The following is a 26,603-nucleotide window of genomic DNA, read 5'->3' as shown; positions in this document are numbered from 1 at the left end:
TCCCCGTGCATGCCGCGCCGTTCGCGCTTGGCATTGCACCACCCTGCATCCTTCGAGGTTACTGCCATGGCCCAGCGCCATCGTGTCCGTTCGTCCCTGTCCCGTACCCTGCTGACCAGCGCCGTGCTGGCAGCCATGACCGCCCCAGCCTTCGCCCACGGTGACGCTTCCGGCGCGCCACAGACGCTGGACAAGGTGGTGGTCACCGCCTCCGGCTTTGAGCAGAAGGTGGTCGATGCACCCGCCAGCATCAGCGTGGTCAGCCGCGAAGAACTCAGCAAGCGCCCGTACACCAATCTGGTCGACGCGCTGCGCGACGTTGAAGGCATCGACGTCGGTCTGGAAGCCAGCGACAAGAACGGCCGTGCCACCATCTCGATGCGCGGCCTGCCCTCCGAGTACACCCTGGTGCTGATCGACGGCCGCCGCCAGAGCAATGTCGGCCAGCTGTATCCGAACAACTTCGGCGGTGGCCAGTTCGCCTACCTGCCGCCGCTGGATGCCATCGAGCGCATTGAAGTGGTGCGCGGCCCGATGTCCACGTTGTACGGCTCGGATGCAATGGGCGGCGTGATCAACATCATCACCCGTCGCAACCAGGACAGCTGGCACGGCGCTGTGACCCAGGGCTTCACCGTGCAGCAGGATGACCAGTTCGGTGATGCACGCACCACCGACCTGTACCTCAGCGGCCCGCTGGTCAAGGACCGCCTCAGCCTGGCGGTGCGCGGCAGCTACTACGATGCCAAGGCCTCCAATCCGGAGTGGGATGCGCTGACCCTGCCCGACGGCAGCCTGTGGGAGCGCAGCATCGGCTTCGGTGGCGGCGGCAAGTCGGTGGCCAACACCAACTGGAACACCGGTGTGCGGCTGAACTTCCACGTCAACGATGACCACGAACTGTGGCTGGACTACGACGTGTCGCGGCAGAAGTACGACAACAGCGAGGGCCAGACCGGCACCCTCGACAGCCTGGCCAGCCTGTGGCGCGTCGGCAATGCCGTCATCCCCAACCCGAACGGCAGCGGCACCGTCACCCGCCGCGTGGTGCAGCCGCGCGTGGGCTACACCGCCTACCAGCGATACGAGCGCGACCAGTTGTCGCTGACCCACCAGGGCCGTTACAGCTTCGGTACCTGGCAGACCTCGCTGACCCACAGCAAGAGCAGCAACCTGGGCCGCTCGCTGCCGCTGACCCTGGACGAACGCGCCAACCTGCAGACCCTGTGGAACGACGTCTGCCGCCGCACCGGCGGCGCCAACAACTGCGCGGCCGGCCGCGGCAATGCACTGGCCGCCCTCAACCCAAGTGAAATGGCACGCCTGCAGGCATTCCTGCCGCGTCCGCTGCGCACCATGGAGCTGGAAGGCTACGTGCTCGACACCATGCTCGACCTCGACTTCGGCGCGCACAAGCTGACCGTCGGCGGCCAGTACAACGACACCGACATGATCGACGGCGTGTTCGGCATGGATGGCGCCGGCTACCGCAGCAACACCAAGCAGAAGCACCGCATGTGGGCGCTTTTCGCCGAGGACAACTGGTCGCTGACCGACACCCTCACCGCCACCTTCGGCCTGCGCTACGACGACCACAACGTGTTCGGCAGCCATGTCAGCCCGCGCGGCTACCTGGTGTGGAACGCCACTGACGCCTGGACCTTCAAGGGTGGCGTCAGCACCGGCTACAAGACCCCGCGTCCGGACCAGTTGTTCCCGGGCATCACCGGCTTCGGTGGCCAGGGCGTGCTGCCGCTGGTGGGCTCGCCTAACCTGAAGCCTGAAACCAGCACCAACTACGAGCTGGCCGCGTACTACGAAGGCCAGCGCTGGGGCTTCAATGTCACCGGCTTCTTCAACAAGTTCGAAGACAAGATCGCCAGCGGCGGCACGTTCCCGAACTGCGAAGTGGCCCGCGCCGGCAGCGGTTACTGCGTGGACATCGGCCCGGGCTGGGCAGCACTGGGCTACAGCACCTTCACCCAGAGCGTGAACATCGACAAGGCCGAGACCCGCGGTGCGGAACTGGCCGGCCACGTCGACCTGCTCGACAACCTGCAGCTGCGCGGCAACTACACGTGGACCAAGAGCGAGCAGACCAGCGGCCCCGACAAGGGACGCCCGATCTCTGGCACCACGCCGGCAAAGCACATGGCCAACGCCAGCCTCAACTGGCAGATCAACGAAGCGATCAGCCTGTCGCTGATCGGCGAAGGCCGCTACGACCGCTATCGCGACACCCTCATCGACAGTGCCGGCACCCGCCACGTGCGCTATTACGAGGACTACACGATCTTCCATCTCGGTGGCAGCTGGAAGGCCACGCCGTGGCTGACGGTCAACGCGCGGGTCAACAACCTGTTCGACAAGGACTTCGTTTCGCAGTCGTGCCTGCTGCTCAATCCCAGCGAGTTCAGCTGCGTGGACGACTACGCGACCAAGGACCAGCGCCGCAGCTACTGGATTTCGCTGAACGCGAAGTTCTGATCTCTGCGCCCTGCCCTGGTGGGTGCCGACTTTGGTCGGCACCGCTCCATCCACGCATGGCGTGGATCTACTGATCCGCGGGATTGCCGGCCAGTCGGTAGTGCCGGCCGCTGGCCGGCAATTCCCCTCCAGGGATACAGAACGATACGCAATTGCGAGCTATTCTCATCAATGATGTAATGGGCAGTCCCCGTCCGCCTCGAACCGTGCCGTGAGCCGTCCTGCCCCTTCCACCGTGCAGCAGCAACAGAGCCGTGGCTTCTGGCTGCGGACGCTGCACCAGTGGCACTGGATCAGCTCGGCGGTCTGCCTGATCGGCATGCTGCTGTTTGCGGTGACCGGCCTGACCCTCAACCATGCCGCGAAGATCGAGGCCAAGCCCGAGGTGCAGAACCAGCATCTGGAACTGCCGGCCGCGCTGCTGGGCCAGCTGGGCACGCGCGAGGACGGCAACGCGCCGATCCCGCGCCCGGCCCGGCAATGGCTGGACACGCAGCTGGGCATCGCCATCGGCGGGCGCCCGGCCGAGTGGTCGGCTGAAGAGATCTACCTGTCACTGCCACGCCCGGGTGGCGACGCCTGGCTGAGCATCGATCGCGCGACCGGCGCGGTGGAGTACGAATCAACCTCGCGCGGCGCGGTGTCCTACCTCAACGACCTGCACAAGGGCCGCAACGCGGGCCCAGCGTGGGGCTGGTTCCTGGACCTGTTCGCCGTGGCCTGCCTGGTGTTCTGCATCACCGGCCTGTTCCTGCTTCACCTGCATGCACGGCAGCGGCGCATGACCTGGCCGCTGGTCGGCCTCGGCCTGATGATCCCGCTGCTGATCGCCCTGCTGCTGATTCACTGACTTTCCTTCGTTTCCGGAGCCGCCCCATGCGCGTCACCCTGACCATCGCCCTCAGCGGCCTGCTGGCCACCTCGCCGGCCTATGCCACCACCCTCGACATCAACGTCGAAGTGCCCAAGCTCAACGTGGCCGAGTACCACCGCCCGTACGTGGCGGTGTGGCTGGAAGGCGCCGACCAGAAGGTCGCGGCCAACCTGTCGGTCTGGTACCAGCAGACCAGCAACAGCGAAGGCCACGGCACCAAGTGGCTGCCGGACCTGCGCCAGTGGTGGCGCAAGAGCGGCCGCACCCTGCAGGTGCCGGTGGACGGCGTGACCGGCCCGACCCGCCCGGCCGGCAAGCACGCGCTGTCGTTCAACGACAAGCAGCCGGCGCTGAAGCAGCTGGCTCCGGGCAACTACACCCTGGTGGTGGAAGCGGTGCGCGAAGTCGGCGGCCGTGAACTGCTGAAGATCCCCTTCACCTGGCCGGCCACCGCCGCGCAGAACGGCAAGGCGCAGGGCGCCACCGAACTGGGCCAGGTCACCCTCGCCGTCAAACCCTGAAAAGGGGACGGAGGGGATTAAGTCGTAATTCCCCTCCTCTCGCCGCACCACCCTGCATCCACCTGGAGTCTTCCGCATGAAGCGCACGCTCGTCCTCGCCGCCGCTCTGGCCGCTGCCCTTCCCTTCTCCGCCCTGGCCCACAAGGCCTGGCTGCTGCCCTCGCAGACCGTGATCGCCGGCAATGCGCCGTGGATCACCGTCGACGGTGCGGTCTCCAACGACCTGTTCTATTTCAACCACGTGCCGCTGCGCCTGGAGTCGCTGGTGATCACCGCGCCGGACGGCAGCACCGTGCAACCGCAGAACGCGTCCACCGGCAAGTACCGCAGCGTGTTCGATGTCGAGCTGAAGCAGCCGGGCACCTACCGCATCGCGTCGGTCAATGACGGCCTGTTCGCCACCTACGAGCAGAACGGCGAGCGCAAGCGCTGGCGCGGCAGCGTCGCCACCTTCGGCGAACTGCCCAAGGATGCGAAGAAGCTGGAAGTGAGCCAGTCGGTCGGCCGCGTGGAGACCTTCGTCACCAACGGCGCCCCGAACGACACCGCGCTGAAGCCGACCAACCGTGGCATCGAGCTGGTCGCCGTCGGCCACCCGAACGATCTGTTCGCCGGCGAGGAAGCCACCTTCCGCGTGCTGGTCGACGGCAAGCCGACCGCCGGCCTGGAGTTCGAGATCGTGCGTGGCGCCACCCGCTACCGCAACGCGCAGGACGAGCTGAAGGTCACCAGCGATGCCAAGGGTGAGATCAAGGTGACCTGGCCGGAAGCCGGCATGTACTGGCTGGAGACCGGCACCGAAGACAACAAGACCTCGGTGAAGCAGGCCGCCAAGCGCCGCCTGAGCTACGTCGCCACGCTGGAAGTGCTGCCGCAGTAATGACGTGGACCGCGATGCCGGGCACGCCCCGGCATCGCGCCTGCAGCACACCACCATGACCGATCCCCTGCTCGACATCGCCCGCCTCGGTGGCACCACCATGGGCACCATCTGGAGCGTGTCGCTGGTCGCGTCGCGCCAGCGCGACCTGCACCCGCTGCATGCTGGCATCCAGGCGCGGCTGGACGAGGTGGTCGCGCAGATGAGCACCTGGGAGCGTGGTTCGGATCTGAGTCGCTACAACCGCGCCGACGCCGGCCAATGGTGCGTGCTGCCGGCCGAAACCCGTCACGTTCTGGTCTGCGCACAGGCCATCGCTTCCGCCAGTGGCGGCGCCTTCGATCCCACCATCGGTCCGCTGGTTGCACTGTGGGGCTTCGGGGCACATGCCGGTGAACGCCGCCAGCCCGACGACGCTACCCTGCAGGCCACGCGTGATCGCTGCGGTTGGCAGCGCCTGCAGTGGCAGGACGATGCGCTGCTGCAGCCGGGTGGACTGGCACTGGATCTCTCTGCGATCGCCAAGGGCTTCGGCGTCGATCACGTGGCCGCCTGGTTGCCTGGACAAGGCATCACTGCCGCGCTGATCGAAGTCGGCGGCGAACTGGCCGGCTACGGCCGCAAACCGGACGGCCAGCCGTGGCGCGTACTGGTGGAATCCGCACCCGAAGAAGACGTGCACACCGATACCCCGCCACGGGTGCTGGCGCTGGACGGCAAGGCGGTGGCCACCTCCGGCGATCGCTGGCACCAGTATCAGGCCGATGGCGAGGCCTACAGTCACAGCCTGGACCCGCGCTCCGGCAGACCGGTGCGGCAGGTTGCCGCGGCAGTAACCGTGGTGGCCGACGACGCCATGCACGCCGATGCCTGGGCCACCGCACTGACCGTACTCGGTCGCGAACAGGGCATGGCACTGGCCGAGCGCGAAGGACTGGCTGCGCGCTACCTGCAGCGTGCGGCAGACGGCCCGCAGGAATTTCTCAGCAGCGCCTTCCAGCGCCTGCTCGACGAGCAGGACGCATGAGCGCACGTCCATCGCGCGCCTGGCTCGGCAACGCACTGGTTCTGCTCCTGCTGGCAGCGATCGGCTGGGCACTGCTTCGCCTGCATCTCGGCGAAGCGTGGTGGCGGGGCGCACCACCGGCGCGGCAGTCGCAGATCGCGGTGCTCGCCACGGTGCTGTATGCGCTGGCCTGCGCGGCCCTGTGGTGGCGTGGGCGCCCGCGCGACGACGCCGCAACCGGAGACACCGCGCCCATCCTGCTGGTCTGGTCCAGCCAGACCGGCTTCGCCCGCGAACTGGCCGAACGCAGCGCCGAGGCCCTGCGCGGTGCCGGCGCGCCAGTGCGCGTGCGCGGACTGCATGAGGTGGATGCAGCACTGCTGGCTTCCAGCCAGCGCGCGCTGTTTATTGCCAGCACCACCGGCGAAGGCGATCCACCCGACCACGCCCTGCCGTTCCTGCGCGGGGTGATGGCCACCCCGCCCCCGCTGCAGCACCTGCACTACGGGGTGCTCGCGCTGGGCGACCGCAGCTATGGCCACTTCTGCGGATTCGGCCACCAGCTGGACACTTGGCTGCGCCAACACGGCGCGCATCCGCTGTTCGACGCCATCGAGGTCGACAACGCCGATCCGGCAGCGCTGCGTCATTGGCAACAGTTGCTGGGACAACTCGGCGGTAACGCCAGCGAACTGCCCGACTGGAGTCCGGCCGAGTACCAGCCGTGGACGCTGCTGCAACGCGAGCATCTGAACCCGGGCAGCCCCGGTGGTCCGGTGTACTGGTTGCGCCTGCAGCCACCGGCCGATGCAAATGCGCAGTGGCAGGCCGGTGACATCGCCGAGATCGGCCCGCAGCACGCATCGCACACCGTGCGTGCATGGCTGGATGCACAACGCTTCGACGCGGACACCGTGCTGGATGACGGGCAGACGTTGCTGGCACGCGTCGCGCGCTCGCACCTGCCCTCATTGGTTCCCCCGGGTGATCTGCCTGCCTTGCTGGCGACCCTGCAACCGCTGCCGCATCGCGAGTATTCCATCGCCTCGGTCATGGCCGACGGTGCGGTTGAGCTGCTGCTGCGCCGCCAGCTGCGCGCTGACGGTACACCCGGCATCGGCAGCGGCTGGCTGTGCGACCACGCTGCCATCGGCGAACCGGTACAGCTGCGTCTGCGCCGCAACGACAATTTCCATGGCGCGCCCGCCGACGTGCCGCTGCTGCTGATCGGCAACGGCACCGGCATCGCCGGCCTGCGCGCGCATCTGCACGAACGCGTACGCAGTGGCGCACGCCGCACCTGGCTGCTGTTCGGTGAGCGCACCGCCGCGCATGACTTCCACTTCGGTGAAGAACTGCAGGCGATGCTGGCCGACGGCACGCTGGTGCGGTTGGATGCAGTGTTCAGCCGCGATGGCGGTGCGCACCGCTATGTGCAGGACCGGCTGCTGGCCGAAGCGGCAACGCTGCGCCAGTGGGTGGATGAAGGCGCCACGATCCTGGTCTGCGGCAGCCTGCAGGGCATGGCCCCGGCGGTGGATGCAGTGATCGAGCAGGTGCTGGGTACCGCGGGCAAGGAAGCGCTGTTGCTGGCCGGTCGTTACCGGCGCGATGTGTATTGAGGCCACCGCATCCTGGTGGGTGCGAACCGATTCTTGGTGGGTGCGAACCGCTTTCTGGTGGGTGCGAACCTTGGTTCGCACCATGACGCGGTGTCGGTGGCCGCATCCACGCATGGCGTGGATCTACTGAACAGATTCGGCTGGCGCGAACCGCATTCTGGTGGGTGCGAACCTCGGTTCGCACCATGACGCGGTGTCGGTGGCCGCATCCACGCATGGCGTGGATCTACTGAACAGATTCGGCTGGCGCGAACCGCTTTCTGGTGGGTGCGAACCTTGGTTCGCACCATGACGCGGTGTCGGTGGCCGCATCCACGCATGGCGTGGATCTACTGAACAGATTCGGCTGGCGCGAACCGCATTCTGGTGGGTGCGAACCTTGGTTCGCACCGTGACGCGGTGTCGGTGGCCCCATCCACGCATGGCGTGGATCTACAACGGCGTGTCCAGGCGTGGTGGCAACCACACCCAGTAGATCCACGCCATGCGTGAATCGAGCCACCGGCGCCCAGGAATCATCCCGCCGCTGCACTGACCCGTATCGCCAGCAACTCGCCACCGCCCTGCAACGCGTGCCGCTGCCGTTCACCGGCCGCCAACCACGCAGTGTCTCCCGCCTGCAGCGCCGGCAAGCCGCTATCTGCACCGAACTCCGCCTGACCAGCCAGCAGATGCAGCGCCCAGGCAACGCCCGGTTCGCAGAAGAAGAACATCGTGCCCACCAGCGGCCGGTGCAGCAGTTCGGCCTGCAGCAGCTCGCGCTTCCACATCAGGTTGAAGTCGTGGGTGGTGCCATCGACCAGTTCGCCGTGCAGCGCTTCCTCACCGGCAAAACGCACACGCCCGTGCGGTGGCAGCACCTCGGCCACCCGGCCATCCTCGAAACGCAGGCGCACGCCATTGCCCTGCAGCAGCACCAGTTCGCGCTCCACGCCGGGGAAAGCAGAGAACGCGGCGTCCTGTTCGATCTCGGCCACCGACAGGCGTAGCGCCCAGTCATCACCCTGCGCCGGCAGTCGCAGGATCTCGCGGGTCCAGCCCAGGCCGTTGCGCCAGCGTTCGCGGCGATAGTCCAGGCGGGAGATCACCTGGCTCGGAGTGTGCAGCAGGGAGTCGATGTTCATCGGCGCATTGCATCATGCCGCGCGCCGTCATGCATCACCGCGTGGCGAGCGTGCCCTGGCCACCGCACTCACCGCCCAGCAGCTGCGAGTGCTTCAGCCAATCCTGGTCGGGGTAGTAGGCGAACACCATCGTGCCGCCACGCAATGCGTCGATCAGTGGCTTGGCCACCGACAGGCGCACTGCCGGACAGCCCAGGCTGCGGCCGAGCCGCCCCTGCAGCTGCGCAGTCGCCGGGTTCACGTACGGCGCGCCGTGGATGACGATGGCGCGTTCGCGCGCGCGGTCGTTGAAGCCCGGTTCCAGCCCGGCCAGGCGCAGCGAATAGCCGTTGCCGCCCATGTAGGTCTCCTGCGCGGTGAACGCGCCGAGGCTGGACATGAAGCTGCCATCGCGATTGGAGAAGTGTTCGGTACGGTTCTCACCGCTGTTGCGGCCATGCGCCACCCATTCCTCGAACAGCAGGCGCTGGTGGGCCAGGTCGAACACCCACAGGCGCGGCTCGGTGGACGGCCGCGAATAATCGATCACGCTGAGGCGATCACCATTGATGCCCAGCTCCGGCCGCTGCAGCGCGCAGCGCATGGCGTGCGCCGCCAGCTGCAATACGTGGCGGTCGGCCTTGGGCGCACTGCGCGACAGCAAGGCGGCCAGATCATCGGCACTGGTGGCAAGGGCGGGCGTCTGTGCCAGCGCCGGAGCACTGGCCGAGGTCGCCAGCAGGCCGAACGCGGCCAGCCGGCACAGGCGGGATGCAGTCATGGGCACAACGAAGGGACTCAGTTGCCCTTGAGGGTGGACCCTGGCGGCTCGGATTCCAAGACCGGCTGCATTCCGGATTCAGCCGGGCTTGGGCGGACCGCCGGCAGCGAGGTCACCAGCAGGGTCGTGCCCGGTACCAGCACCTGGTACAGCTGGCGGGCGAAATCGGCCGGCAACGCCATCGGCAGCGAGGGCGTGGCCAGCAGGTCCGGCGTGGCCTGGGCACGGTCCTGGCCCAGCAGCGGATAGGCCGTCCACTGGTGCAGGCGCTTGTTCGCGTCCAGCGGGCTGGGCGTATCGCTGTAGCCCTGCCCCATCACGAACAGGGTGGTGCCCTGGAACGCCGGCAGGGCGTCGGCCTTCAGCGGCGACTCGCCGATCATCACGCCATCGCGCAGCACGTACAGGCGCTGGTCGTGCAGACTGACCAGGATGCCGACCTGCCCGGCCGGCGCCGCGGCGTCATCCCACCGGGCCTGCGCCGGGGCCCCACCCTCGGTTTCCGGAAGGGCCTGGCCGCGCGCGTTGACCGGCGCCAACACCGACGGATAGGCCAGCGTCATCGGCGAGCTCTTGGCATCGGCCACGACCACGGTGTCGCCACGCTGGGTTTCACTGAACAGCTTCTGCGCGAAGGCCTGCGGCAGCCGCACGCAGCCATGCGAGGCCGGATGACCGGGCAGGCTGCCGCCATGCAGGGCGATGCCGTCCCAGGTCAGCCGCTGCATGTAGGGCATCGGCGCGCTGTTGTAGAGGTTGGACTTGTGGTCCTTGTCCTTCTGCAGGATGGTGAACACGCCGGTCGGCGTCTCATGCCCAGCCTTGCCCGAGCTGATCGTGGTCAGGCCGATGGCAATGCCGTTGCGGTACACGTACGCGCGCTGCTCATCGAGGCTGACCACCAGCACGATCGGGCCGGTCGGCGAAATTTCCGGATGCCACAGGTATTCGCCCGGCTTGAGGTCGGTCGGTCCGCGCACTTCGGCGCTGCTGGCTGCGGCAGCGGCAGGCTTGGCAGCCGGCGTCGGCGTCGGCGCAGCGGCATGGCCCAGCAGCGGCAGGGCCAGTGCAAGGGCGAGCATCAGGGTGGTGGGGCGGTGCAGAAGCATCCAGCGGGGGTCCTTTCCATGCGGTGCGGCCACCGTACACCATCGACCCGTGGTGGCCGCGGCAAAACCAGGCGCCGGAAATGAAACTGCCCGGCGACACAGCCATGTGTCGTACCGGGCAATCGTTACGTCCTTGTCGGCCTGCTGCCGCCCCCTCGCATCCTGCGCTGTGGGGGTAGCGTTGCATCCTGCACGCGGCCGCGTCTGTCCTGTTTGTATCTCAGCCCCTTCCACAGGTCTGTGATGCCACCATCCTGGTGATTGGTGCCGCGTCCTGCGGCGGTCGGTGGTCACGGCCTTCCTGTCCGTGTCCGGTGAACCAGCCTCCTGCCGGTTCCGACGATTCCTGCTGTCAGCGCCTCGGTACGGTTCGCACCGGTACCGATCCGGGTACCGGATCCGCCGGCAACAACCTGTTGCCTACGGTGATCCGCTGTCGATTCCGTTCGACGATTGCTTTCCCTATCCCCTTCACCTGCGTCAGGTCCTCGACGCGATGAAACGGGCCGTGTCTGCGCCGGTGCTCGACGATCGCCTCGGCCTTGGCGGCTCCGACCATCGTCAATCCCTGCTGCAGCGCCTGGGCATCGGCGCGGTTGATGTCGATCGGTTCGGCGGCATGCGCCCCAGCGATCCACACGACCAGCACCAGTGCCCTCAACACGACACTCCAAGGCACGACGTGTATCTCCTTGTGATTCTGGCCGTCCCGACCGGCAATCCCGTCGGTAGGAACAGTGTCCGTCACCACATGCACACAGCCTATCGGTTTCCTGGATTTCTAAAAGCCAGCCAAATACCCGACGTGATGTAGGAAAAACCCTACCCACGGCACAGGCGTAGAATGGCTGGATCAGCCCATGCAACCGGAGTTTCAGATGGACAGCGCCAAGCTCGGCCAATTCGTCAATGACAAGTGGGACAGCGAAATCGTCCCGCAGTTGGTCGACTACATCCGCATTCCCAACAAGTCGCCGATGTTCGACGCCAATTGGGTGCAGAACGGCTACATGGAACAGGCGGTCACCCTGATGGAGAACTGGGCCAAGGCCCAGCAGCTGCCCGGCCTGAAGGTTGAAGTGGTGCGTCTGGAAGGCCGTACCCCGCTGATCTTCCTGGAAATTCCGGCTACCGGCGCCGAAACCGGCGACGACACCATCCTGCTCTACGGCCACCTCGACAAACAGCCGGAAATGACCGGCTGGGACGACGACCTCGGCCCGTGGACCCCGGTCCTGCGCGGCGACAAGCTGTATGGCCGCGGCGGTGCGGACGACGGCTACGCCATCTTCGGCTCGCTGGCCGCGGTGCTGGCGCTGCAGGCCCAGGGCCTGCCGCACGCCCGCTGCGTGGTGCTGATCGAAGCCTGTGAAGAGTCGGGCAGCTATGACCTGCCGGCCTACGTCGACCACCTCGCCGACCGCATCGGCAAGCCGTCGCTGGTGGTCTGCCTGGATTCGGGCTGCGCCAACTACGACCAGCTGTGGTGCACCACCTCGCTGCGCGGCCTGACCGGCGGCAACTTCACCGTGAAGGTCCTCAACGAAGGCGTGCACTCCGGCGATGCCTCCGGCGTGGTGCCGTCCAGCTTCCGCCTGCTCCGCCAGCTGCTGTCGCGCATCGAGGACCAGGACACCGGCCGCATCCTGATCGACGGCATGAACGTTGAGATCCCGGCCGAGCGCCAGGAACAGGCCAAGCGCGCCGCCGAAGTGGTCGATACCGAGATCTTCGAGAAGTTCCCGATGGTCGACGGTCTGCGTCCGATGAACGAGGACCTGACCGAGCTGGTGCTCAACCGCACCTGGCGCCCGGCACTGTCGGTCACCGGCGTCGGTGGCATGCCGGCGCTGGAATCGGCCGGCAACGTGCTGCGCCCGCAGACCTCGGTGAAGCTGTCGCTGCGCCTGCCGCCGACCGCCGATGGCAAAACCTGCGGCGAGCTGCTGAAGGAAGCGCTGCTGCGCGATCCGCCGAACGGCGCGCAGGTCACTCTGGATCTGGAAAAGGCCTCCACCGGCTGGAACGCCCCGGCCATGGCGCCGTGGCTGACCCAGGCCATCGACGACGCCAGCCAGGCCTTCTTCGGCAAGCCGGCGATGTACATGGGCGAAGGTGGCTCGATCCCGTTCATGGGCATGCTGGGTGAGAAGTTCCCGGGCGCCCAGTTCATGATCACCGGCGTGCTCGGTCCGCACTCCAATGCACACGGCCCGAACGAGTTCCTGCACATTCCGATGGGCAAGAAGGTCACCGCCTGCGTGTCCAAGGTGATCAGCGAGCACTACGCCGCCAGCCTGCGCGGCGAGACCAGCGGTTCGCCGGTGGCTGCCGACAGTGGCACCCGCCACGGCGACCACGGCTGCTGCTGAATCCGGCACACCGTGACGGACGCAGCCTGGCCTTGCTAGGCTGCGTCCACCCTTGGTGGAAATCGCGCGCATGAATGGTCTGTTCGGCAGCAGCAGCTGGCTCTACATCATCCTGGTCGGCTTCTTCGTCGGCCTGCTCGGGCGATTCTTCATGCCCGGCAACAACCGCATGGGCTGCCTGCTGACCATCGTGCTGGGCATCGTCGGCGCGCTGCTGGCCGGGTGGTTCGGCCAGTACATGGGCTGGTACGCCCCCGGTGAGCCGGCCGGCTTCCTCGGTGCGGTGCTGGGCGCGGTGGCCGTGCTGGCCGTCCTGCGTCTGTTCAGCGGTCGCCGCTGATCCCGCACCCTCTTCCCTTCCTGTTCCCGACGTAGGCGCGCCCGGCGCGCCCGGATATGCCTGCATGACCGAACCCGCCTCCGATCCCCAGCGCAGCGCGCAGCGCCTGCAGTGGGCCCGTACCCAGCTCGATGACTCCAGTGCGGTGGTCGAACGCGCCTCGGTCGATGCCGGCATGCGCAGCTACTGGCGCACCACCAGCACGCGCGGCAGCCACATCGTGATGGATGCCCCGCCGGGGCTGGAAGATCCGCGCCCGTGGCTGCGCATGCGCGGCCTGCTGGATGACAACGGCCTGCGTGTGCCCGCGCTGCTGGCACAGGATCTGGATGCCGGCTTCCTGCTGCTGGAAGATCTCGGCGGCCCGACCCTGGCGAAGATCCTCGACGAGCGCAACGCCGATGAATGGTTCGGCCGTTCGATCGAACAGCTGCTGCGCCTGCAGGCGATCCCGGTGCCGGCCGACTTCGGCCAGTTCGGCGAAGCGCTGCTGCAGCGCGATGCCGGCCTGTTCGACGAATGGTTCCTGCAGCGCCACCTGAACCTGGAACTGGACTGCGGTGAGATTGAAGGGCTGCAGCTGGTACACCGCCGTTTGATGGACAACGCGCTGGGCCAGGCCCAGCTGATGAGCCATCGCGACTACATGCCGCGCAATCTGATGCCGGTCGAGAATGGTCCGGCAGTGCTGGATTTCCAGGACCTGGTGCGCGGCCCGATCGCCTACGATGCGATGAGCTTGTTCAAGGACGCGTTCCTGAGCTGGCCGCTGCAGCGTGTGGACGAGTGGCTGGCGCAGTATCACGAGCGCGCCCGCAACGCCGGCCTGCCGGTGCCCGACCGTGCCACCTTCCTGCGCGATGCCGACTGGATGGGCATCCAGCGCCACGTGAAGATCCTCGGCCTGTTCTGCCGCCTGCGCTATCGCGACAACAAGGGCCATTACCTCGACGACGCGCCGCGCTTCATCACCTATCTGGATGAAGTGCTGCCGCGCTACCGCGAGCTGGCACCGCTGCAGCAGCTGCTGGAAGACCGCATCAAGCCAGCGCTGGCCGACCTGACCGCACCGATGCGCGTGGCCCGATGAAGGCACTGGTCTTTGCTGCCGGCCTCGGCGAGCGCATGCGCCCGCTGACCCTGCACACGCCCAAGCCGCTGCTGGACGTGGCCGGCAAACCGCTGATCGTCTGGCACCTGGAACGCCTGGCCGCACTCGGCGTGCGCGAGGTAGTGGTCAACACCGCATGGCTGGCCGAACAGTTTCCAGCGACGCTGGGCGATGGCAGCCAATGGGGCTTGCGCCTGCATTTCATGTACGAAGGGCAGACCCCGCTGGAAACCGGCGGCGGCATCCTCAACGCGTTGCCGGTGCTGGGCGACGCCCCGTTTCTGGTCGTGAACGGCGACATCTGGACCGATTTCGATTTCGCCACGCTGCCGCGCGAGCCGCAGGGCCAGGCGCATCTGGTGCTGGTCGACAATCCGGTTCAGCACCCGAACGGTGACTACCGGCTCGACGCGCAGGGCGTGTTGCATCACGACCGCGAAGGCCCGTGCCTGACCTATGCCGGTATCGGCGTGTATCGCCCTTCCATCGTGGCCGACTGGCGCACGGTGATCGGTGATGCACCGGGCAGCGAGCGGCTGCCGCCGAAGTTCTCGGTGGTGCCGCTGCAGAAGCACTTCATGGCACAGGGGTTGATGACGGGGCAGCACCATCGCGGGCGCTGGACCGATGTCGGCACCGTGGATCGCCTGCGTGCGCTGGATGCGGAGTTGGCAGCGAACGGCTGAGCCCCTCGTGGCTGGGCTTATTGAAAGCAGAAGCCTTGCTTGGCCGGGCGGGGTGGGCTGCGCAGGGGACGCTGCAAGTCCCCCTCCGGGGCCCGGCCCAGCCGCTGGCGGCTGTGCGTTCAGGCGCTTGCGAAGCAGTGCTTCGCAAGCAAAGCGCCTTCACCCCTGTAAGCTCGGTCGCCGCATCCATGCGGCTCACGCCCCTGCGCAGCCCACCCCGCCCGGCCTCTGACAGTTTCCGTGGGCGACCAGCCACGGAAAAGAAAAAAGAAAAGCAAAAGCGGGTCGCGTCGCTGCGCTTGCTCTGGTGACGACCAACGGTCGTCACCCACCACAAGCAAGACACGTGTCGACCAAGGTCGACACCCACCAACAGCAGTGCAGTATGCAGTCCCGGCAGATCGCGGGAACCTGTCGAAGGCGGGGTGGCTCAGGTTGCGGGGGCGTGAGCGCCATGGATGGCGCGACCGAGGCTACATGGACGTACTTGCGCCGTCCCCCGCAACCTGAGCCACCCCGCCTCCCCTCAGGAAGCCAGCTTCTGCTGTTGCTTCAGCTCTTGCTGTTGCCGGCCAGCGGCCGGCACTACGGCGGGTGCAGGGCGCAGCCCTGCAAAGCAAACCCCACCCTCAGTAACGCGGCCGGCCTTCTTCCAGCACCTGGCGCAGGAACGGCACGGTGATCCGCCGCTTCGCCGCCAGCGACTCCCGGTCCAGCCAGTCCAGCAGCGTGATCAATCCACCCAGCTCGCGACCGGTGTGCGACAGCAGCCACTCGATCGAGGCCTCGTCGATCGCCAGCCCACGCCGCAGCGCGCGCTCACGCAGCACCGCTGCCCGTCCTTCCTCATCCAGCGGCTGCAGCAGCACACGCACGCACTGGCCCAGCCGCGAACGCAGATCGGGCAGTACCAGGCCCAGTTCTTCCGGCGCCTTCTGCGCCGTGTACAGCACGGTCACGCCCGCAGCGCGCGCGCGGTTGTGGAAATCGAACAGCGCGATCTCGTCCTCGCGGTTGCCGGCCACCTCGTCCAGGCCGTCCAGCGCCACCAGCTCGCGCGCCTCCAGCCCATCCAACGCCGCGCGTACGCGGCCGGCGGCGCTGGCCAGCGGTACGTAGGTCGGCAGTCGCCCGGCCTGCTCGGCGCTGGAGCACATCGCCAGTGCCTGGTGGGTCTTGCCCGTGCCCGCCGCACCTTCCAGATAGACCCAATCGTGGCTGGCACCCACCGCGATCGCGCGCAGCTGCGCCAGCGCGCCGTCCGGCGCGCCGATGAAGGTCTCCAGGCGCTGGTCCCGCGGGTAATGCAGGGCCAGCGGCAGTTGCGGCACACCCATCACTTCAGGTCGGGGCCCTTGTCGTTCGGAATGATGATATGGGGGGCATCGACCACGCCATCAAGCACGATCGCCGGCTTCTCACCCACGTACAGCTCGCTCTGGCGATAACGCTGGTGCGCGTAGCGCAGCAGCACGTTGGTCACCGCTGCCACCGGCAGCGCCAGCAGCATGCCGAGGAAGCCGAACAGCTGGCCGCCGGCCATCACCGCGAAGATCACTGCCACCGGGTGCAGGCCGATCTTGTCGCCGACGATGCGCGGGGTCAGTACGTAGCTTTCCAGCAGCTGGCCCACGGTGAACACCACGCCGACCAGGATCAGCAGCTTCAGGTCGAAGCCCTGTGCCTGCACCAGTGCGGCGACCACCGCCATCAGGATGCCGGTGGTCGCGCCCAGGTAGGGAATGAAGCTGATCAGGCCGGCAATCAGGCCGATCAGCAGACCCAGCTTGAGGCCGACCAGCGACAGGCCGCCGGCATAGATCACGCCCAGCGCCAGCATCACCAGGAACTGACCGCGGATGAAGGCGCCCAGCACCTCGTTGGACTCACGCGCCAATGCGCTGATGGTGCCGATCTGGTTGCGCGGAATCACCGACGCCACGCGCTCGACCAGCTTGTCCCAGTCACGCAGGAAGTAGAACGCCAGGATCGGCAGCAGCAGGATGTTGACCACCCAGGTCACCATCGCAAAGCCCGAACGCGAGACGTAGCCCATGAACGTGGTGGCGAAGCCGCCGGCCTGCTGCCAGTGGCTGCGCACCCATTCGATCAGGCGGTCCGGGTCCAGCCACTGCATCACTTCCAGGCCGGTCTTCTGCTCGAACCAGGGAATGCCCTTTTCCATCAGCCACGCCTGTGCCTGCGGCGCGACCGCAATCAGGGTGGTGATCTGGCGCTCGATCATCGGCACCAGCACCAGCAGCAGCGCCACGATCACCAGCACCATCGCCGCGAACACCAGCACCACGCCGGTCATGCGCGAACGGCCGGTGGCCTCGATGCGGTCCACCAGCGGATCGCCCAGCCAGGCCAGCGCCAGCGCCAGCACGAACGGGGTCAGGATCGGCGCCAGCAACCACACCACCCAGCCGATCAGGCCGGCGAACAGGATGTACTTCAGGCGGCGCAGGAACTGCGCGATTTCCGCTTCCGGGGTCAGGTTCATCGCAGGCGGTACTCGTTGCTGACCGGCGCAGCGACCGGGGCACCGGTGGTGTCGTCGATCGGCGTCGGCAGGGCCGGCAGCGGTGCGCTCGGCACCAGCACGCCGTTGTCGCCCAGCATGCGGTTGAAGCCGGCCAGGCCGGTGGTCATCTCCAGGCTCAGCTCCAGCTGGCCAGCCGAAGCGTGCAGCGGGGTGACGTTGCGCACCACCGGCACCTCACGCAGGCCGGCAGCCAGGCGCAGGTAGTCGTCGGCACTGTTGATGCCGGTGACCACCACCCGATAGGTGCCGGCCTGGCCGACGGCCGCGCCGGCCTTGGCATAGCGCTTGACCAGCGCATCGGCGGCGCCGTCGGCACCGGCGGCCATCGCGCGCATGGCGTTGGCGTCCTTGCTGGTCCACTTGTTCAGCTCACGGCCGTTGTCGACGAACACCCAGTCCGCCTGCCAGCCGCCATTGGCGCGGTACAGCTTGCCGATCAGCTGCATCGGCGGCGAGTAGCGCGAAGAGGCACGGGCCACGGCGGCACTGTCCTGGCGCCAGATGGCACCGGCCAGCGCCTGTTCGGCGGCACCACCGCTGGGCAGGCCCAGCTTGTAGCCGCGTTCAATGGCGCGGTTCAGCAACGGGCGGGCGGCGTTGGCCTGCTGCACGCTGACCAGGCGCGGACCGCTGCCGTCATCGACGGCCAGCCACAGCACCGGCTTCGGCCGCGGCTGCGGCCACAGCGGCAGGCCCAGCGCCGACACCAGCGAATCGACATCGTCCTCGCGGAAGCGGGCCACCAGCAGGGTACGGAAGCTGGGGGCGCCACTGGCGCTCACGCTCTGGTCCTGCTTGTAGTCGTAGCTGGCCACGTAATCCTTGGCATTGCGCAGCGCCTGCGCCACGCCAGGGCGCGACATCACGCTGCGATCGCCGGACAACTTGCCCAGTACAACGCTCAAGGCGCGGGCCAGGGCGCCGTTGCGGTCGGCTTCGGCCTGGCTGTTGACGGGCACTTCGGCCTCGTACGCGCCAGTGGCGGTGGCAACATCACCCTCGGTGCGCAGGCCGCTCTGGGCCATCGTGGCCACCGGCAGGCTCAGCGCAAGGAGCAGGGTCAGAATCAGGCTGCGGCGCATCAGGACATCCATTGGCTCGACGTATCCGGGGGAATTGTTGCCCGAATACGGCCTTTGCGCCAATGCGGCCTGTTAAAATCGCCCGTTCAACCCCTGCCAGCGCCGACGCCCGTGACCAACACCCCGTCTTCCGCCCCCTCCCCCCTCACCTACCGTGACGCGGGTGTCGACATCGACGCCGGCAACGAACTGGTCGAGCGGATCAAGCCCCTGGTCAAGCGCAGCTTCCGCCCGGAAGTGATGGGCGGCCTGGGCGGCTTCGGCGCCCTGTTCGACCTGTCCAACAAGTACCGCGAGCCGGTGCTGGTGTCGGGTACCGACGGCGTGGGCACCAAGCTGAAGCTGGCCCACCAGCTGAACCGCCACGATACGATCGGCATCGACCTGGTCGCCATGTGCGTGAACGACGTGCTGGTGCAGGGTGCCGAGCCGCTGTTCTTCCTGGACTACTTCGCCACCGGCAAGCTGGACATCGACACCGCCGCAGCGGTCGTGGGCGGCATCGCCAACGGTTGCACCGAGGCCGGCTGCGCGCTGATCGGCGGCGAAACCGCTGAAATGCCCGACATGTATGCCCCGGGCGAGTACGACCTGGCCGGCTTCACCGTCGCCGCGGTCGAGAAGAGCGAGCTGAAGGATGGCGCCAGCGTGGCTGTCGGCGACGTGCTGATCGGCATCGCTTCGTCCGGCCCGCATTCCAACGGCTACTCGCTGGTGCGCCGCATCTACGACCGCGCCGGCCGCCCGGCCGAGCTGGAGCTGGAAGGCGGCGTGAAGCTGGTCGATGCGCTGATGGCGCCGACCCGCCTGTACGTGAAGCCGATCCTGTCGCTGCTGAAGTCGCACGGCGCGGCCATCCACGGCATGGCCCACATCACCGGTGGCGGCCTGACCGAGAACATCATCCGCGTGGTGCCCGACGGCCTCGGCCTGGACATCCAGGCCTCGTCCTGGACCCTGCCGCCGGTGTTCCAGTGGCTGCAGAAGGAAGGCGCGGTCGCCGACAGCGAGATGTGGCGCACCTTCAACTGCGGTATCGGCTTCGTGCTGATCGTGGCGCCGGACCAGGTGGCCGCGGTATCCGATGCGGTCAAGGCGCAGGGCCTGGAGCACTGGACCATCGGCCAGGTGGTCACCGCCGAAGGCGCCGAGCGCGTCCACATCGCCTGATCCCGACAACCCAGGAGCCCGCATGGACGCAACGCCCCCCTTGTCGCCCGCCCCCGTGCCGCCGCCGCTGGCGACGGTACCGGTGTTCAACGCGCAGGATGCCGACCACCTGCGCATGCTGGCCATCGCGCACTACGTGGTCGGCGGCCTGATCGTGCTGTTCTCGCTGATCTTCATCATCCACATCGTGCTGGGCATCACCGCGCTCACCGGCAACCTGCCGATGAATTCCGGCGGCCAGCCGTCGTCGCCGGCCGAACAGCGCCTGTTCGGCTGGATGTTCACCCTCATCGGTTGCGTCGCCGTATTCGGTGGCGTCACCCTGGGCGCGTTCGTCGCCTATGCCGGCCGCTGCCTGGCCCAGAGACGCCGCTACCTGCTGTGCCTGATCGCGGCCGGCCTGGCCTGCCTGTTCACCCCCGTCGGCACGGTGCTGGGGGTGTTCAGCCTGATCACCCTGCTGCGCCCGCAGGTGAAGGCCGCCTTCGACCTTCCCGCCACGCCCGCATGACCGCCTCCGGCAATCCGCCGCCGCTGCCGCATCAGACCCTGGCGCAGCTGCAGCTGACCAGCCATCTGCAGACGCTGAAAGTGCTGTTCTACGCGTTGGCCGGCTTCCATTGGTTCGCCACAGTGGCGTTTCTTGGCCTCAGCGGATGGGTGGCCCACTCGCGCGGGCTGGACGATGCCTGGATGCTGACCACGGTATATGCGTCCATCGCCGTGCTGGCGGCCGTGCTGGGGTTCGTGCAGTTGTATACCGCGCGCCAGCTGTCACATCGCACCGGGCTGGCCTGGTGCCGGCGCGCGGCGTGGCTGGGCGTACTGGCCGGCCCGCTGGGCATGGCCTTGGCCGCCTATGCCTGGGTGTTCCTGTCCAAACCTGACATGGCCGCGCTGTTCGACCGCGGCGACCACCTCAGTGTCTGAACCTGCCGGCAGACGCCCCGTCCTTTCCTGATCGATTTCCCATGTCCGCGCCTGCCCTCCCCACGTCCGCTTCGCCCACCACCCACCGTTTCTCGGGCCCCAAGAAGCTGGCCTTTGCCGCCGTGCTGGCGGTGTTCGCAGTCAGCTGGGTCCACCCGCTGTGGCCTACCGAACAGGCCCTGCACAGCACCCTGACCGTGATCGGGCTGGCCGCGCTGCTGTGGGTCGACCGTCGCGGCGGCTGGCTGGGCAACGGTGCCTTCATCGCGATCTGCGGCTTCATCGCCCTGCACTGCGTGGCCGCGCGCTGGTTGTATTCCAACGTGCCCTACGACGCCTGGGCGCAGACGCTGAGCGGCTGGTCGCCGAATGCGGCCTTCGGCTGGCAGCGCAACCATTTCGATCGCCTCATCCACTTCCTGTTCGGCGTCTGCTTCACTCCTGCGCTGCTGCAGCTTGCCCGTCATGCGTGGCCGGCGCTGCGCCTGGGCCAGGCCTTCACCCTGGCGGTGATGACGGTGATGTGTGCCAGCCTGGTCTACGAATGGTTCGAGTGGGCCATCGCGCTGGCGCTGTCACCGGATGCTGCCGAGGCCTACAACGGGCAGCAGGGCGACATGTGGGACGCGCACGCCGACATGCTGATGGCCACCCTCGGCAGCCTGCTGATCTGGCCGCTGATCCGCCGGAGCGCCCAGCAGTGACCGCGACCACCCGCATTGCCGTGCTCGCCTCCGGCCGGGGCAGCAACCTGCAGGCCATCCTCGATGCCATTACCGACGGCCGACTGCCCGCCGAGGTGGTCGGCGTGTTTTCCGACCGCCCCGCCGCAGAGGCCCTGCAGCGCGTCGCACCGAACCTGCGCTGGGCGCATGCACCAAAGTCCTTCAGCGACCGCGCCAGCTACGAGCAGGCGCTCGGCGATGCGCTGGCCGCAGTACAACCGGACTGGATCGTCTGCGCCGGCTACATGCGCATCCTCGGCGCGGCCTTCGTACAGCGCTTCAATGGCCGGCTGGTCAACATCCATCCATCGCTGCTGCCGCTGCACAAGGGCCTGGACACCCACGCACGGGCGCTGCAGGCGGGCGACGCCGAGCACGGTGCCAGCGTGCATCTGGTCGTGCCCGAGCTGGATGCGGGCGCCGTGCTGGCGCAGGTGCGGGTGCCGGTGCTGCCCGGCGATGACGCCGACAGCCTGGCCGCGCGCGTGCTGGCGGTGGAGCATCCGCTGCTGATCGCCACCCTGCAGCTGTTGTGCGCCGGCCGCCTGGCTGAACGGGAGGGCCAGCCGCAACTGGACGGTCACCCCCTGTTTAGCCCGTTGGCCCTAGATTCCGCCGGGAACCTGAACCGGTAGTCCCCATGCACACGCCCCGCTGACTGCGGGGCTGGCATCCTGCCCCCTCCTGCGGTCCCTGTCCTCCATGAAGACCACGACCCTGCTGTCCACTCCATTGCTGTTGTCGCTTGCCGTGTTCCCCGGCGTGGGCTGGGGCCAGGCACAGGGGCCCGCCCCCCCGCCGGCACCGGTGCCCGCAGCGCAGCCGCCAGCCGATGCGCCGGCCGTACCGATGCCACCGGCACTGGCCTGGGAGCCACCGCCGCTGCAACCGTTCAGCGCCACCTACCAGGCCTTCTACAAGGGCAAGGAAGCGGGCGATGCCAGCATGCAGGTCACCCACACCGGCGGCAGCCAGTGGCGGGTGGACATGCAGGTGGTCGGCCGCCGCGGCTTTGCCAGCGTGCTGGGCCTGAACATCGAACAGAGCACGGTGTTCGAGGAGCGCAGCGGCGTGTATGCGCCGCTCAGCCAGAGCACGGTGCGCAAGGGCCTGTTCCTGGGCAAGAAGGCGGTCGGCACCTACAACTGGCAGGCCGGCACCGCGCAATGGACCGGTGACGTCAAGAAGGAACGCGCGCAGCCGATCCCGCTGCAGGCAGGCGACCAGAGCGCGCTGCTGATCAACCTGGCGATCATGCGCGATGCGCGTCCAGGCGCCTCCATGCATTACCGCTACGTGGACATGGGCAAGGTCCGCGAACACGACTACCAGGCCGCGCCGCAGACCGAGAACGTCGAGGTCGGCGACCTGTCCTACAACGCACTGCGGGTCTACCGGACCAACGGTGGCAGAAACGAAACCATTCTCTGGATCGCCAACGGTGTCCCCACCCCGGTGCGCATCCTGCAACGCGAAGACGGCGAAGACCGCGTCGATCTGCGCCTGATCGAATACCAAGGAGTCTGAGCATGAATACCCTGACCCGCCCCCTCACCTGGATCGCAGCCGCTGCCCTGACCGTGGCCAGCCTGCCGGCCATGGCGCTGGAACCGTTCAAGGCCGATTACCTGGCCAGCTACATGGGCATGCAGGCCAACGGCACCATGACCCTGGCCAGCGAAGGCAGCAACAAGTGGCGCTACAGCCTGCAGGTGAAGAACCAGCTGGCCGACCTCAGCCAGAGCACGGTGTTCGAGGAAGTGCGTGGCCAGCTGCGCCCGCTCAGCAGCCAGGACCGTTCGGCGCTGCTGGTGAAGAAGCGCAACGTGCAGGCCAACTACAACTGGACCAGCAACCAGGCCACCTGGACCGGTGACATCAAGCCGGATCGCGCTGGCCCGATTGCGCTGAAAGCCGGTGACATGGACGCGCTGCTGATCAACCTGGCGATCGCCCGTGACCTGGCGGCGGGCAAGCCGCTGACCTATCGCATGGTCGACGAAGGCCGCATCAAGAACATGACGTACCGTGTGATCGGCAAGGAATCGATCACCGTGGGCGGCAAGAGCTACGAGGCCACCAAGGTCTCGCGCGCCGACGGCAACAAGGAGCTGATCGCCTGGATCGTGCCGGAATTCCCGGTGCCGGCGCGCATGCTGCAGCGTGAGAGCGGCCGCGATGCGCTGGACCTGACCATCAAGGCGATGAACTGACGGGAGATCCACATCATCCACGCATGGCGTGGATCTACTGGAAACCTGAAGTAGATCGACGCCATGCGTGGATGGGTGTACCCCAAAGAAAACGCCCGCTTTCGCGGGCGTTTTCTTATTTCTTCGCTTCAGCCGGTTTCTGTTCCTCGGCCGGCTTGAACTCGGTCCGGCAGTCCACGCGGATCTGCTCACCGGTGCTGCGCCAGACGAAGGTGCGGCAATGACGGTTGCCGTCCTGGCTGTCGTTCACTGCGACCGCATAGAACGACTCGATGATTTCATCACGCGAGACCGTGCCATCGCCGTTCCAGTCCATGTCCTTCTGCTCGATGCCCTGGGTGATGGCGATGTTGGCGTACCAGGCATAGCCCAGCCACGCCAGCACGATCAGCACCAGGGCCAGCAGCGCCTTGCGACGCGGGCTGAACTTGCCGCGCAGGATCATGGCACGCGCCGGATGGTGGCGCCGAGCGAAGACAGCTTCTCTTCGATGTTCTCGTAGCCACGATCAAGGTGGTAGATGCGGTCGATGGTGGTATCGCCGCTGGCCATCAGGCCGGCCAGGATCAGCGAGGCCGAGGCGCGCAGGTCGGTGGCCATCACCGGCGCGCCGCTCAGGTGCTCGTTGCCACGCACGATGGCGGTATGCCCTTCGACCTGGATGTCCGCGCCCAGGCGCAGCAGTTCGTTGACGTGCATGAAACGGTTCTCGAAGATCGTTTCGTTGATCACGCCCACGCCGTCGGCCACGCAGTTGAGCGCCATGAACTGCGCCTGCATGTCGGTCGGGAATGCCGGGTACGGCGCGGTGGTCAGGTTGACCGCCTTCGGCCGCTTGCCCTGCATGTCCAGGGTGATGCTGTCGTCGGTGGTCTCGATCTTCGCACCGGCTTCGACCAGCTTGGACAGCACCGCGTCCATGGTGTTCGGGCGCGCACGGTTGACCGTGACCTTGCCACCGGTCATCGCTGCGGCCACCAGGAAGGTGCCGGTCTCGATACGGTCGGGCAGCACTTCGTGGCGGCCACCGGACAGGCGCTCGACGCCTTCGATCACCAGGCGGGCAGTGCCCAGGCCTTCGATTTTCGCGCCCAGCGCGATCAGGCAGTGCGCCAGATCGGTCACTTCCGGTTCCATCGCGCAGTTGTCGAGGATGGTGGTGCCTTCGGCCAGCACCGCGCCCATCAGCACGTTCTCGGTGCCGGTGACGCTGACCATGTCGAAGGTGAAGTGCCCCCCCTTCAGCCGCTTGGCGGTGGCCTTGATGAAGCCGTTCTCGACCACGATCTCGGCACCCAGCGCCTGCAGGCCCTTGATGTGCTGGTCGACCGGACGCGAACCGATCGCGCAGCCGCCCGGCAGCGATACTTCGGCCGCGCCGAAGCGGGCCAGCAGCGGGCCCAGCACCAGGATCGAGGCGCGCATGGTCTTGACCAGCTCGTACGGTGCCACGTGCTGGTTGACCGAACGCGGGTCGACCACGATCGCACTGCCGCGCGACAGCGTGCCCTGGTCGATGGTGACCTTGGCGCCCAGTTCGCCCAGCAGCTTCACCGTGGTGACCACGTCGTGCAGGTGCGGCACGTTGGTGATCTCCACCGGCGCATCGGCCAGCAGGGTCGCGCAGAGAATGGGGAGGACGGCGTTCTTGGCGCCGGAGATGCTCACTTCACCGTGCAGCGCAGCGCCGCCGGTCACAACGATCTTGGCCATGTATTCGGGATCTTCTGCGGTTCAGCCGGCTTCGGCCGGGGTCACGGTTTTCAGCGCCAGCGCGTGGATCGCGCCGCCCATCAGGTCGCCCAGCGTGGCATACACCATGCGGTGGCGGGCCAGCGGCATCTTGCCGGCGAAGGCCTCGCAGACCACGGTCGCTTCGAAATGCACGCCATCGTCGCCCTGCACGTCGGCGCGGGCGCCGGGCAGGCCGGTTTCGATCAGATTGCGGATGGTGTCGGCGTCCAACGGGCTTTCCTAATAAAATGTGCCTCCATTCTACTTCCGCTGCGTGGCGTCCGCATGGCCGAATCCCTGTTGCCCCCCCGTTCCGTCGACCCTGCCGGCCTGGTCGCCAGCGGCCGCCGCGTGTTCGAGATCGAGCGGCAGGCGCTGGACGCCGTGGCCGACCGCCTTGGCGAGGCGTTCCAGCAGGCCTGCCAGGCGATCCTGGGCAGCCGCGGCCGGGTGGTCGCCACCGGCATGGGCAAGTCCGGGCACATCGCCCGCAAGATCGCCGCCACCCTGGCGTCCACCGGTACGCCGGCGTTCTACGTGCACCCGGGTGAAGCCGGCCACGGCGATCTGGGCATGATCACCGAGGACGACGTGGTGCTGGCCCTGTCCTATTCGGGCGAGTCAGACGAGGTGCTGATGCTGCTGCCGGTGCTCAAGCGCCAGGGCAACGTGCTGATTTCCATGACCGGGCGCCCACAGTCCAGCCTGGCCACCGCCGCCGACATCCACCTGGACGTGAGCGTACCGGCCGAGGCCTGCCCGCTGGCGCTGGCGCCGACCTCCAGCACCACCGCCTCGCTGGCGATGGGCGACGCGCTGGCCGTGGCCCTGCTCGACGCACGCGGCTTCACCGCCGACGATTTCGCCCGTTCACACCCGGCCGGCAGCCTCGGCCGCCGGCTGCTGCTGCACATCACCGACGTGATGCACACCGGCGACGACCTGCCCAGCGTGGGCGCCGACGCCAGTCTCAGTGAAGCGCTGATGGAGATGAGCCGCAAACGGCTGGGCATGACCGCCGTGGTCGATGCCGGCGGCGTGCTGATCGGCCTGTTCACCGACGGCGACCTGCGCCGCGCGCTGGACAGCGCGCTGGACGTGCGCACCGCCAAGATCGCCGATGTGATGACGCGCAACCCACGCACCATCGGCGCCGACCAGCTGGCGGTGGAGGCGGCCCGGCTGATGGAGACCCACAAGATCACCGGCCTGATCGTGGTCGATGGCCAGGGGCGTGCGGTCGGCGCCCTGAACATTCATGACCTGTTGCGGGCCCGGGTGGTTTAACCGACAGTCCGTAGACCCCATT

28 protein-coding genes are annotated in these 26,603 nt (G+C 67.5%); 18 read left to right on the top strand and 10 right to left on the bottom strand.

Annotated elements, in window-relative coordinates:
- Positions 1 to 66: 66 nt before the first annotated feature.
- The 6 genes from ACZK3W_RS05270 to ACZK3W_RS05245 all read left to right on the top strand — a co-directional run bounded on the left by ACZK3W_RS05270 (position 67) and on the right by ACZK3W_RS05245 (position 7,390).
- Positions 67 to 2,487 (top strand): TonB-dependent receptor domain-containing protein, encoded by a 2,421-nt coding sequence (locus tag ACZK3W_RS05270; protein ID WP_253144189.1) that lies wholly within the window; start codon positions 67 to 69, stop codon positions 2,485 to 2,487.
- Positions 2,488 to 2,698: 211 nt separating this feature from the next.
- Positions 2,699 to 3,337 carry a PepSY-associated TM helix domain-containing protein gene (locus tag ACZK3W_RS05265; RefSeq protein ID WP_180838138.1) on the top strand — a complete coding sequence of 213 codons (639 nt, stop codon included), beginning with the start codon at positions 2,699 to 2,701 and terminating at the stop codon, positions 3,335 to 3,337.
- A gap of 26 nt (positions 3,338 to 3,363) precedes the next feature.
- Positions 3,364 to 3,882, top strand: a complete 519-nt coding sequence (locus ACZK3W_RS05260; RefSeq protein ID WP_004147429.1) for a DUF2271 domain-containing protein — start codon at positions 3,364 to 3,366, stop codon at positions 3,880 to 3,882.
- 76 nt (positions 3,883 to 3,958) lie between these two features.
- Positions 3,959 to 4,762, top strand: a complete 804-nt coding sequence (locus ACZK3W_RS05255) for a DUF4198 domain-containing protein (protein WP_071228078.1) — start codon at positions 3,959 to 3,961, stop codon at positions 4,760 to 4,762.
- A gap of 55 nt (positions 4,763 to 4,817) precedes the next feature.
- Positions 4,818 to 5,789, top strand: a complete 972-nt coding sequence (locus ACZK3W_RS05250) for an FAD:protein FMN transferase (RefSeq protein ID WP_180838137.1) — start codon at positions 4,818 to 4,820, stop codon at positions 5,787 to 5,789.
- Positions 5,786 to 7,390, top strand: a complete 1,605-nt coding sequence (locus ACZK3W_RS05245) for a sulfite reductase subunit alpha (protein WP_125894177.1) — start codon at positions 5,786 to 5,788, stop codon at positions 7,388 to 7,390. The genes ACZK3W_RS05250 and ACZK3W_RS05245 overlap by 4 nt, the downstream gene beginning before the upstream one ends.
- A 515-nt stretch (positions 7,391 to 7,905) precedes the next feature.
- Here ACZK3W_RS05245 and ACZK3W_RS05240 read toward each other — a convergent pair.
- The 4 genes from ACZK3W_RS05240 to ACZK3W_RS05225 form a co-directional block, all read right to left on the bottom strand.
- Entirely contained in the window at positions 7,906 to 8,514 is a 609-nt protein-coding gene (locus tag ACZK3W_RS05240) for a HutD/Ves family protein (protein ID WP_180838136.1), read from the bottom strand.
- A 34-nt stretch (positions 8,515 to 8,548) separates the two neighbouring features.
- Positions 8,549 to 9,274 (bottom strand): murein L,D-transpeptidase catalytic domain family protein, encoded by a 726-nt coding sequence (locus tag ACZK3W_RS05235; protein ID WP_004147404.1) that lies wholly within the window; start codon positions 9,272 to 9,274, stop codon positions 8,549 to 8,551.
- Between the two features lie 17 nt (positions 9,275 to 9,291).
- Entirely contained in the window at positions 9,292 to 10,383 is a 1,092-nt protein-coding gene (locus ACZK3W_RS05230) for a L,D-transpeptidase (protein WP_180838135.1), read from the bottom strand.
- Positions 10,384 to 10,735: 352 nt separating this feature from the next.
- The gene (locus tag ACZK3W_RS05225; RefSeq protein ID WP_012510302.1) at positions 10,736 to 11,062 is read right to left on the bottom strand and encodes a ComEA family DNA-binding protein; all 327 of its coding nucleotides are present in this window, start codon (positions 11,060 to 11,062) and stop codon (positions 10,736 to 10,738) included.
- A 199-nt stretch (positions 11,063 to 11,261) separates the two neighbouring features.
- Here ACZK3W_RS05225 and ACZK3W_RS05220 point away from each other — a divergent pair, with 199 nt between their 5' ends.
- From ACZK3W_RS05220 to murU, 4 genes are all read left to right on the top strand, one after another.
- Positions 11,262 to 12,755, top strand: a complete 1,494-nt coding sequence (locus ACZK3W_RS05220) for a M20 family metallopeptidase (RefSeq protein ID WP_010483606.1) — start codon at positions 11,262 to 11,264, stop codon at positions 12,753 to 12,755.
- A 70-nt stretch (positions 12,756 to 12,825) separates the two neighbouring features.
- Positions 12,826 to 13,095: a GlsB/YeaQ/YmgE family stress response membrane protein gene (locus ACZK3W_RS05215; protein WP_125894171.1), complete on the top strand. Its 270-nt coding sequence runs from the start codon at positions 12,826 to 12,828 to the stop codon at positions 13,093 to 13,095.
- Between the two features lie 64 nt (positions 13,096 to 13,159).
- Entirely contained in the window at positions 13,160 to 14,185 is a 1,026-nt protein-coding gene (locus tag ACZK3W_RS05210; protein ID WP_180838134.1) for an aminoglycoside phosphotransferase family protein, read from the top strand.
- Positions 14,182 to 14,892 (top strand): N-acetylmuramate alpha-1-phosphate uridylyltransferase MurU, encoded by a 711-nt coding sequence (gene murU / locus ACZK3W_RS05205; protein ID WP_180838133.1) that lies wholly within the window; start codon positions 14,182 to 14,184, stop codon positions 14,890 to 14,892. Before ACZK3W_RS05210 ends, murU begins: the two co-directional genes overlap by 4 nt.
- A gap of 629 nt (positions 14,893 to 15,521) precedes the next feature.
- Here murU and hda read toward each other — a convergent pair.
- From hda to ACZK3W_RS05190, 3 genes are read right to left on the bottom strand one after another with little or no spacing between them, the layout of a single operon-like run.
- On the bottom strand, positions 15,522 to 16,229 hold the full coding sequence (gene hda / locus ACZK3W_RS05200; protein WP_032130359.1) for a DnaA regulatory inactivator Hda: 708 nt from the start codon (positions 16,227 to 16,229) through the stop codon (positions 15,522 to 15,524).
- Positions 16,229 to 17,398, bottom strand: coding sequence for an AI-2E family transporter (locus tag ACZK3W_RS05195; RefSeq protein WP_032130360.1), 1,170 nt, complete (start codon positions 17,396 to 17,398; stop codon positions 16,229 to 16,231). Before ACZK3W_RS05195 ends, hda begins: the two co-directional genes overlap by 1 nt.
- Entirely contained in the window at positions 17,395 to 18,534 is a 1,140-nt protein-coding gene (locus ACZK3W_RS05190) for a DUF2066 domain-containing protein (RefSeq protein WP_032130361.1), read from the bottom strand. The genes ACZK3W_RS05195 and ACZK3W_RS05190 overlap by 4 nt, the downstream gene beginning before the upstream one ends.
- Positions 18,535 to 18,633: 99 nt before the next feature.
- On the opposite strand from ACZK3W_RS05190, the gene purM reads away from it, so the two are divergent.
- The 7 genes from purM to ACZK3W_RS05155 all read left to right on the top strand — a co-directional run bounded on the left by purM (position 18,634) and on the right by ACZK3W_RS05155 (position 23,560).
- Positions 18,634 to 19,692, top strand: coding sequence for a phosphoribosylformylglycinamidine cyclo-ligase (gene purM, locus ACZK3W_RS05185; protein ID WP_180838131.1), 1,059 nt, complete (start codon positions 18,634 to 18,636; stop codon positions 19,690 to 19,692).
- A 22-nt stretch (positions 19,693 to 19,714) separates the two neighbouring features.
- Entirely contained in the window at positions 19,715 to 20,203 is a 489-nt protein-coding gene (locus ACZK3W_RS05180) for a hypothetical protein (protein ID WP_180838130.1), read from the top strand.
- A complete protein-coding gene (locus ACZK3W_RS05175) occupies positions 20,200 to 20,622 on the top strand; it encodes a hypothetical protein (RefSeq protein ID WP_032130364.1) in 423 nt (140 codons plus the stop codon). Before ACZK3W_RS05180 ends, ACZK3W_RS05175 begins: the two co-directional genes overlap by 4 nt.
- Before the next feature lie 41 nt (positions 20,623 to 20,663).
- Positions 20,664 to 21,326: a DUF2238 domain-containing protein gene (locus ACZK3W_RS05170; protein ID WP_258015800.1), complete on the top strand. Its 663-nt coding sequence runs from the start codon at positions 20,664 to 20,666 to the stop codon at positions 21,324 to 21,326.
- Positions 21,323 to 21,982, top strand: coding sequence for a phosphoribosylglycinamide formyltransferase (gene purN, locus ACZK3W_RS05165; protein ID WP_180838129.1), 660 nt, complete (start codon positions 21,323 to 21,325; stop codon positions 21,980 to 21,982). Before ACZK3W_RS05170 ends, purN begins: the two co-directional genes overlap by 4 nt.
- A 67-nt stretch (positions 21,983 to 22,049) precedes the next feature.
- Complete coding sequence (locus ACZK3W_RS05160; protein ID WP_180838128.1) at positions 22,050 to 22,874, top strand: DUF3108 domain-containing protein; 825 nt, start codon at positions 22,050 to 22,052, stop codon at positions 22,872 to 22,874.
- Between the two features lie 2 nt (positions 22,875 to 22,876).
- On the top strand, positions 22,877 to 23,560 hold the full coding sequence (locus tag ACZK3W_RS05155; protein WP_010483632.1) for a DUF3108 domain-containing protein: 684 nt from the start codon (positions 22,877 to 22,879) through the stop codon (positions 23,558 to 23,560).
- 115 nt (positions 23,561 to 23,675) lie between these two features.
- Here the strand turns inward: ACZK3W_RS05155 and ACZK3W_RS05150 are convergent, their stop codons facing one another.
- The 3 genes from ACZK3W_RS05150 to ACZK3W_RS05140 are packed head-to-tail and all read right to left on the bottom strand — an operon-like array spanning position 23,676 to position 25,525.
- On the bottom strand, positions 23,676 to 24,005 hold the full coding sequence (locus ACZK3W_RS05150) for a hypothetical protein (protein ID WP_032130368.1): 330 nt from the start codon (positions 24,003 to 24,005) through the stop codon (positions 23,676 to 23,678).
- Complete coding sequence (murA, locus tag ACZK3W_RS05145) at positions 24,002 to 25,273, bottom strand: UDP-N-acetylglucosamine 1-carboxyvinyltransferase (RefSeq protein ID WP_049462885.1); 1,272 nt, start codon at positions 25,271 to 25,273, stop codon at positions 24,002 to 24,004. The genes ACZK3W_RS05150 and murA overlap by 4 nt, the downstream gene beginning before the upstream one ends.
- A gap of 21 nt (positions 25,274 to 25,294) precedes the next feature.
- Entirely contained in the window at positions 25,295 to 25,525 is a 231-nt protein-coding gene (locus ACZK3W_RS05140) for a BolA family protein (protein WP_005408396.1), read from the bottom strand.
- Positions 25,526 to 25,579: 54 nt separating this feature from the next.
- Here ACZK3W_RS05140 and ACZK3W_RS05135 point away from each other — a divergent pair, with 54 nt between their 5' ends.
- Complete coding sequence (locus tag ACZK3W_RS05135) at positions 25,580 to 26,581, top strand: KpsF/GutQ family sugar-phosphate isomerase (protein WP_100437453.1); 1,002 nt, start codon at positions 25,580 to 25,582, stop codon at positions 26,579 to 26,581.
- Positions 26,582 to 26,603 lie beyond the last annotated feature (22 nt).

This window comes from Stenotrophomonas sp. 80084_Sma (assembly GCF_056481995.1).
Note: the sequence above shows the minus strand (reverse complement) of the source record. Positions and strands in the feature narration are given on the sequence as shown.

Coding starts and splice junctions, on each gene's coding strand:
- ACZK3W_RS05210 (WP_180838134.1), top strand. CDS start 13,160: ATGACCGAACCCGCCTCCGATCCCCAGCGCAGCGCGCAGCGCCTGCAG.
- ACZK3W_RS05170 (WP_258015800.1), top strand. CDS start 20,664: ATGTCCGCGCCTGCCCTCCCCACGTCCGCTTCGCCCACCACCCACCGT.
- ACZK3W_RS05235 (WP_004147404.1), bottom strand. CDS start 9,274: ATGACTGCATCCCGCCTGTGCCGGCTGGCCGCGTTCGGCCTGCTGGCG.
- hda (WP_032130359.1), bottom strand. CDS start 16,229: ATGGGTGTGCCGCAACTGCCGCTGGCCCTGCATTACCCGCGGGACCAG.
- ACZK3W_RS05220 (WP_010483606.1), top strand. CDS start 11,262: ATGGACAGCGCCAAGCTCGGCCAATTCGTCAATGACAAGTGGGACAGC.
- ACZK3W_RS05195 (WP_032130360.1), bottom strand. CDS start 17,398: ATGAACCTGACCCCGGAAGCGGAAATCGCGCAGTTCCTGCGCCGCCTG.
- ACZK3W_RS05155 (WP_010483632.1), top strand. CDS start 22,877: ATGAATACCCTGACCCGCCCCCTCACCTGGATCGCAGCCGCTGCCCTG.
- ACZK3W_RS05150 (WP_032130368.1), bottom strand. CDS start 24,005: ATGATCCTGCGCGGCAAGTTCAGCCCGCGTCGCAAGGCGCTGCTGGCC.
- ACZK3W_RS05190 (WP_032130361.1), bottom strand. CDS start 18,534: ATGGATGTCCTGATGCGCCGCAGCCTGATTCTGACCCTGCTCCTTGCG.
- ACZK3W_RS05135 (WP_100437453.1), top strand. CDS start 25,580: ATGGCCGAATCCCTGTTGCCCCCCCGTTCCGTCGACCCTGCCGGCCTG.
- ACZK3W_RS05230 (WP_180838135.1), bottom strand. CDS start 10,383: ATGCTTCTGCACCGCCCCACCACCCTGATGCTCGCCCTTGCACTGGCC.
- murU (WP_180838133.1), top strand. CDS start 14,182: ATGAAGGCACTGGTCTTTGCTGCCGGCCTCGGCGAGCGCATGCGCCCG.
- ACZK3W_RS05250 (WP_180838137.1), top strand. CDS start 4,818: ATGACCGATCCCCTGCTCGACATCGCCCGCCTCGGTGGCACCACCATG.
- murA (WP_049462885.1), bottom strand. CDS start 25,273: ATGGCCAAGATCGTTGTGACCGGCGGCGCTGCGCTGCACGGTGAAGTG.
- ACZK3W_RS05180 (WP_180838130.1), top strand. CDS start 19,715: ATGGACGCAACGCCCCCCTTGTCGCCCGCCCCCGTGCCGCCGCCGCTG.
- ACZK3W_RS05245 (WP_125894177.1), top strand. CDS start 5,786: ATGAGCGCACGTCCATCGCGCGCCTGGCTCGGCAACGCACTGGTTCTG.
- ACZK3W_RS05260 (WP_004147429.1), top strand. CDS start 3,364: ATGCGCGTCACCCTGACCATCGCCCTCAGCGGCCTGCTGGCCACCTCG.
- ACZK3W_RS05255 (WP_071228078.1), top strand. CDS start 3,959: ATGAAGCGCACGCTCGTCCTCGCCGCCGCTCTGGCCGCTGCCCTTCCC.
- ACZK3W_RS05160 (WP_180838128.1), top strand. CDS start 22,050: ATGAAGACCACGACCCTGCTGTCCACTCCATTGCTGTTGTCGCTTGCC.
- ACZK3W_RS05240 (WP_180838136.1), bottom strand. CDS start 8,514: ATGAACATCGACTCCCTGCTGCACACTCCGAGCCAGGTGATCTCCCGC.
- ACZK3W_RS05175 (WP_032130364.1), top strand. CDS start 20,200: ATGACCGCCTCCGGCAATCCGCCGCCGCTGCCGCATCAGACCCTGGCG.
- ACZK3W_RS05270 (WP_253144189.1), top strand. CDS start 67: ATGGCCCAGCGCCATCGTGTCCGTTCGTCCCTGTCCCGTACCCTGCTG.
- ACZK3W_RS05215 (WP_125894171.1), top strand. CDS start 12,826: ATGAATGGTCTGTTCGGCAGCAGCAGCTGGCTCTACATCATCCTGGTC.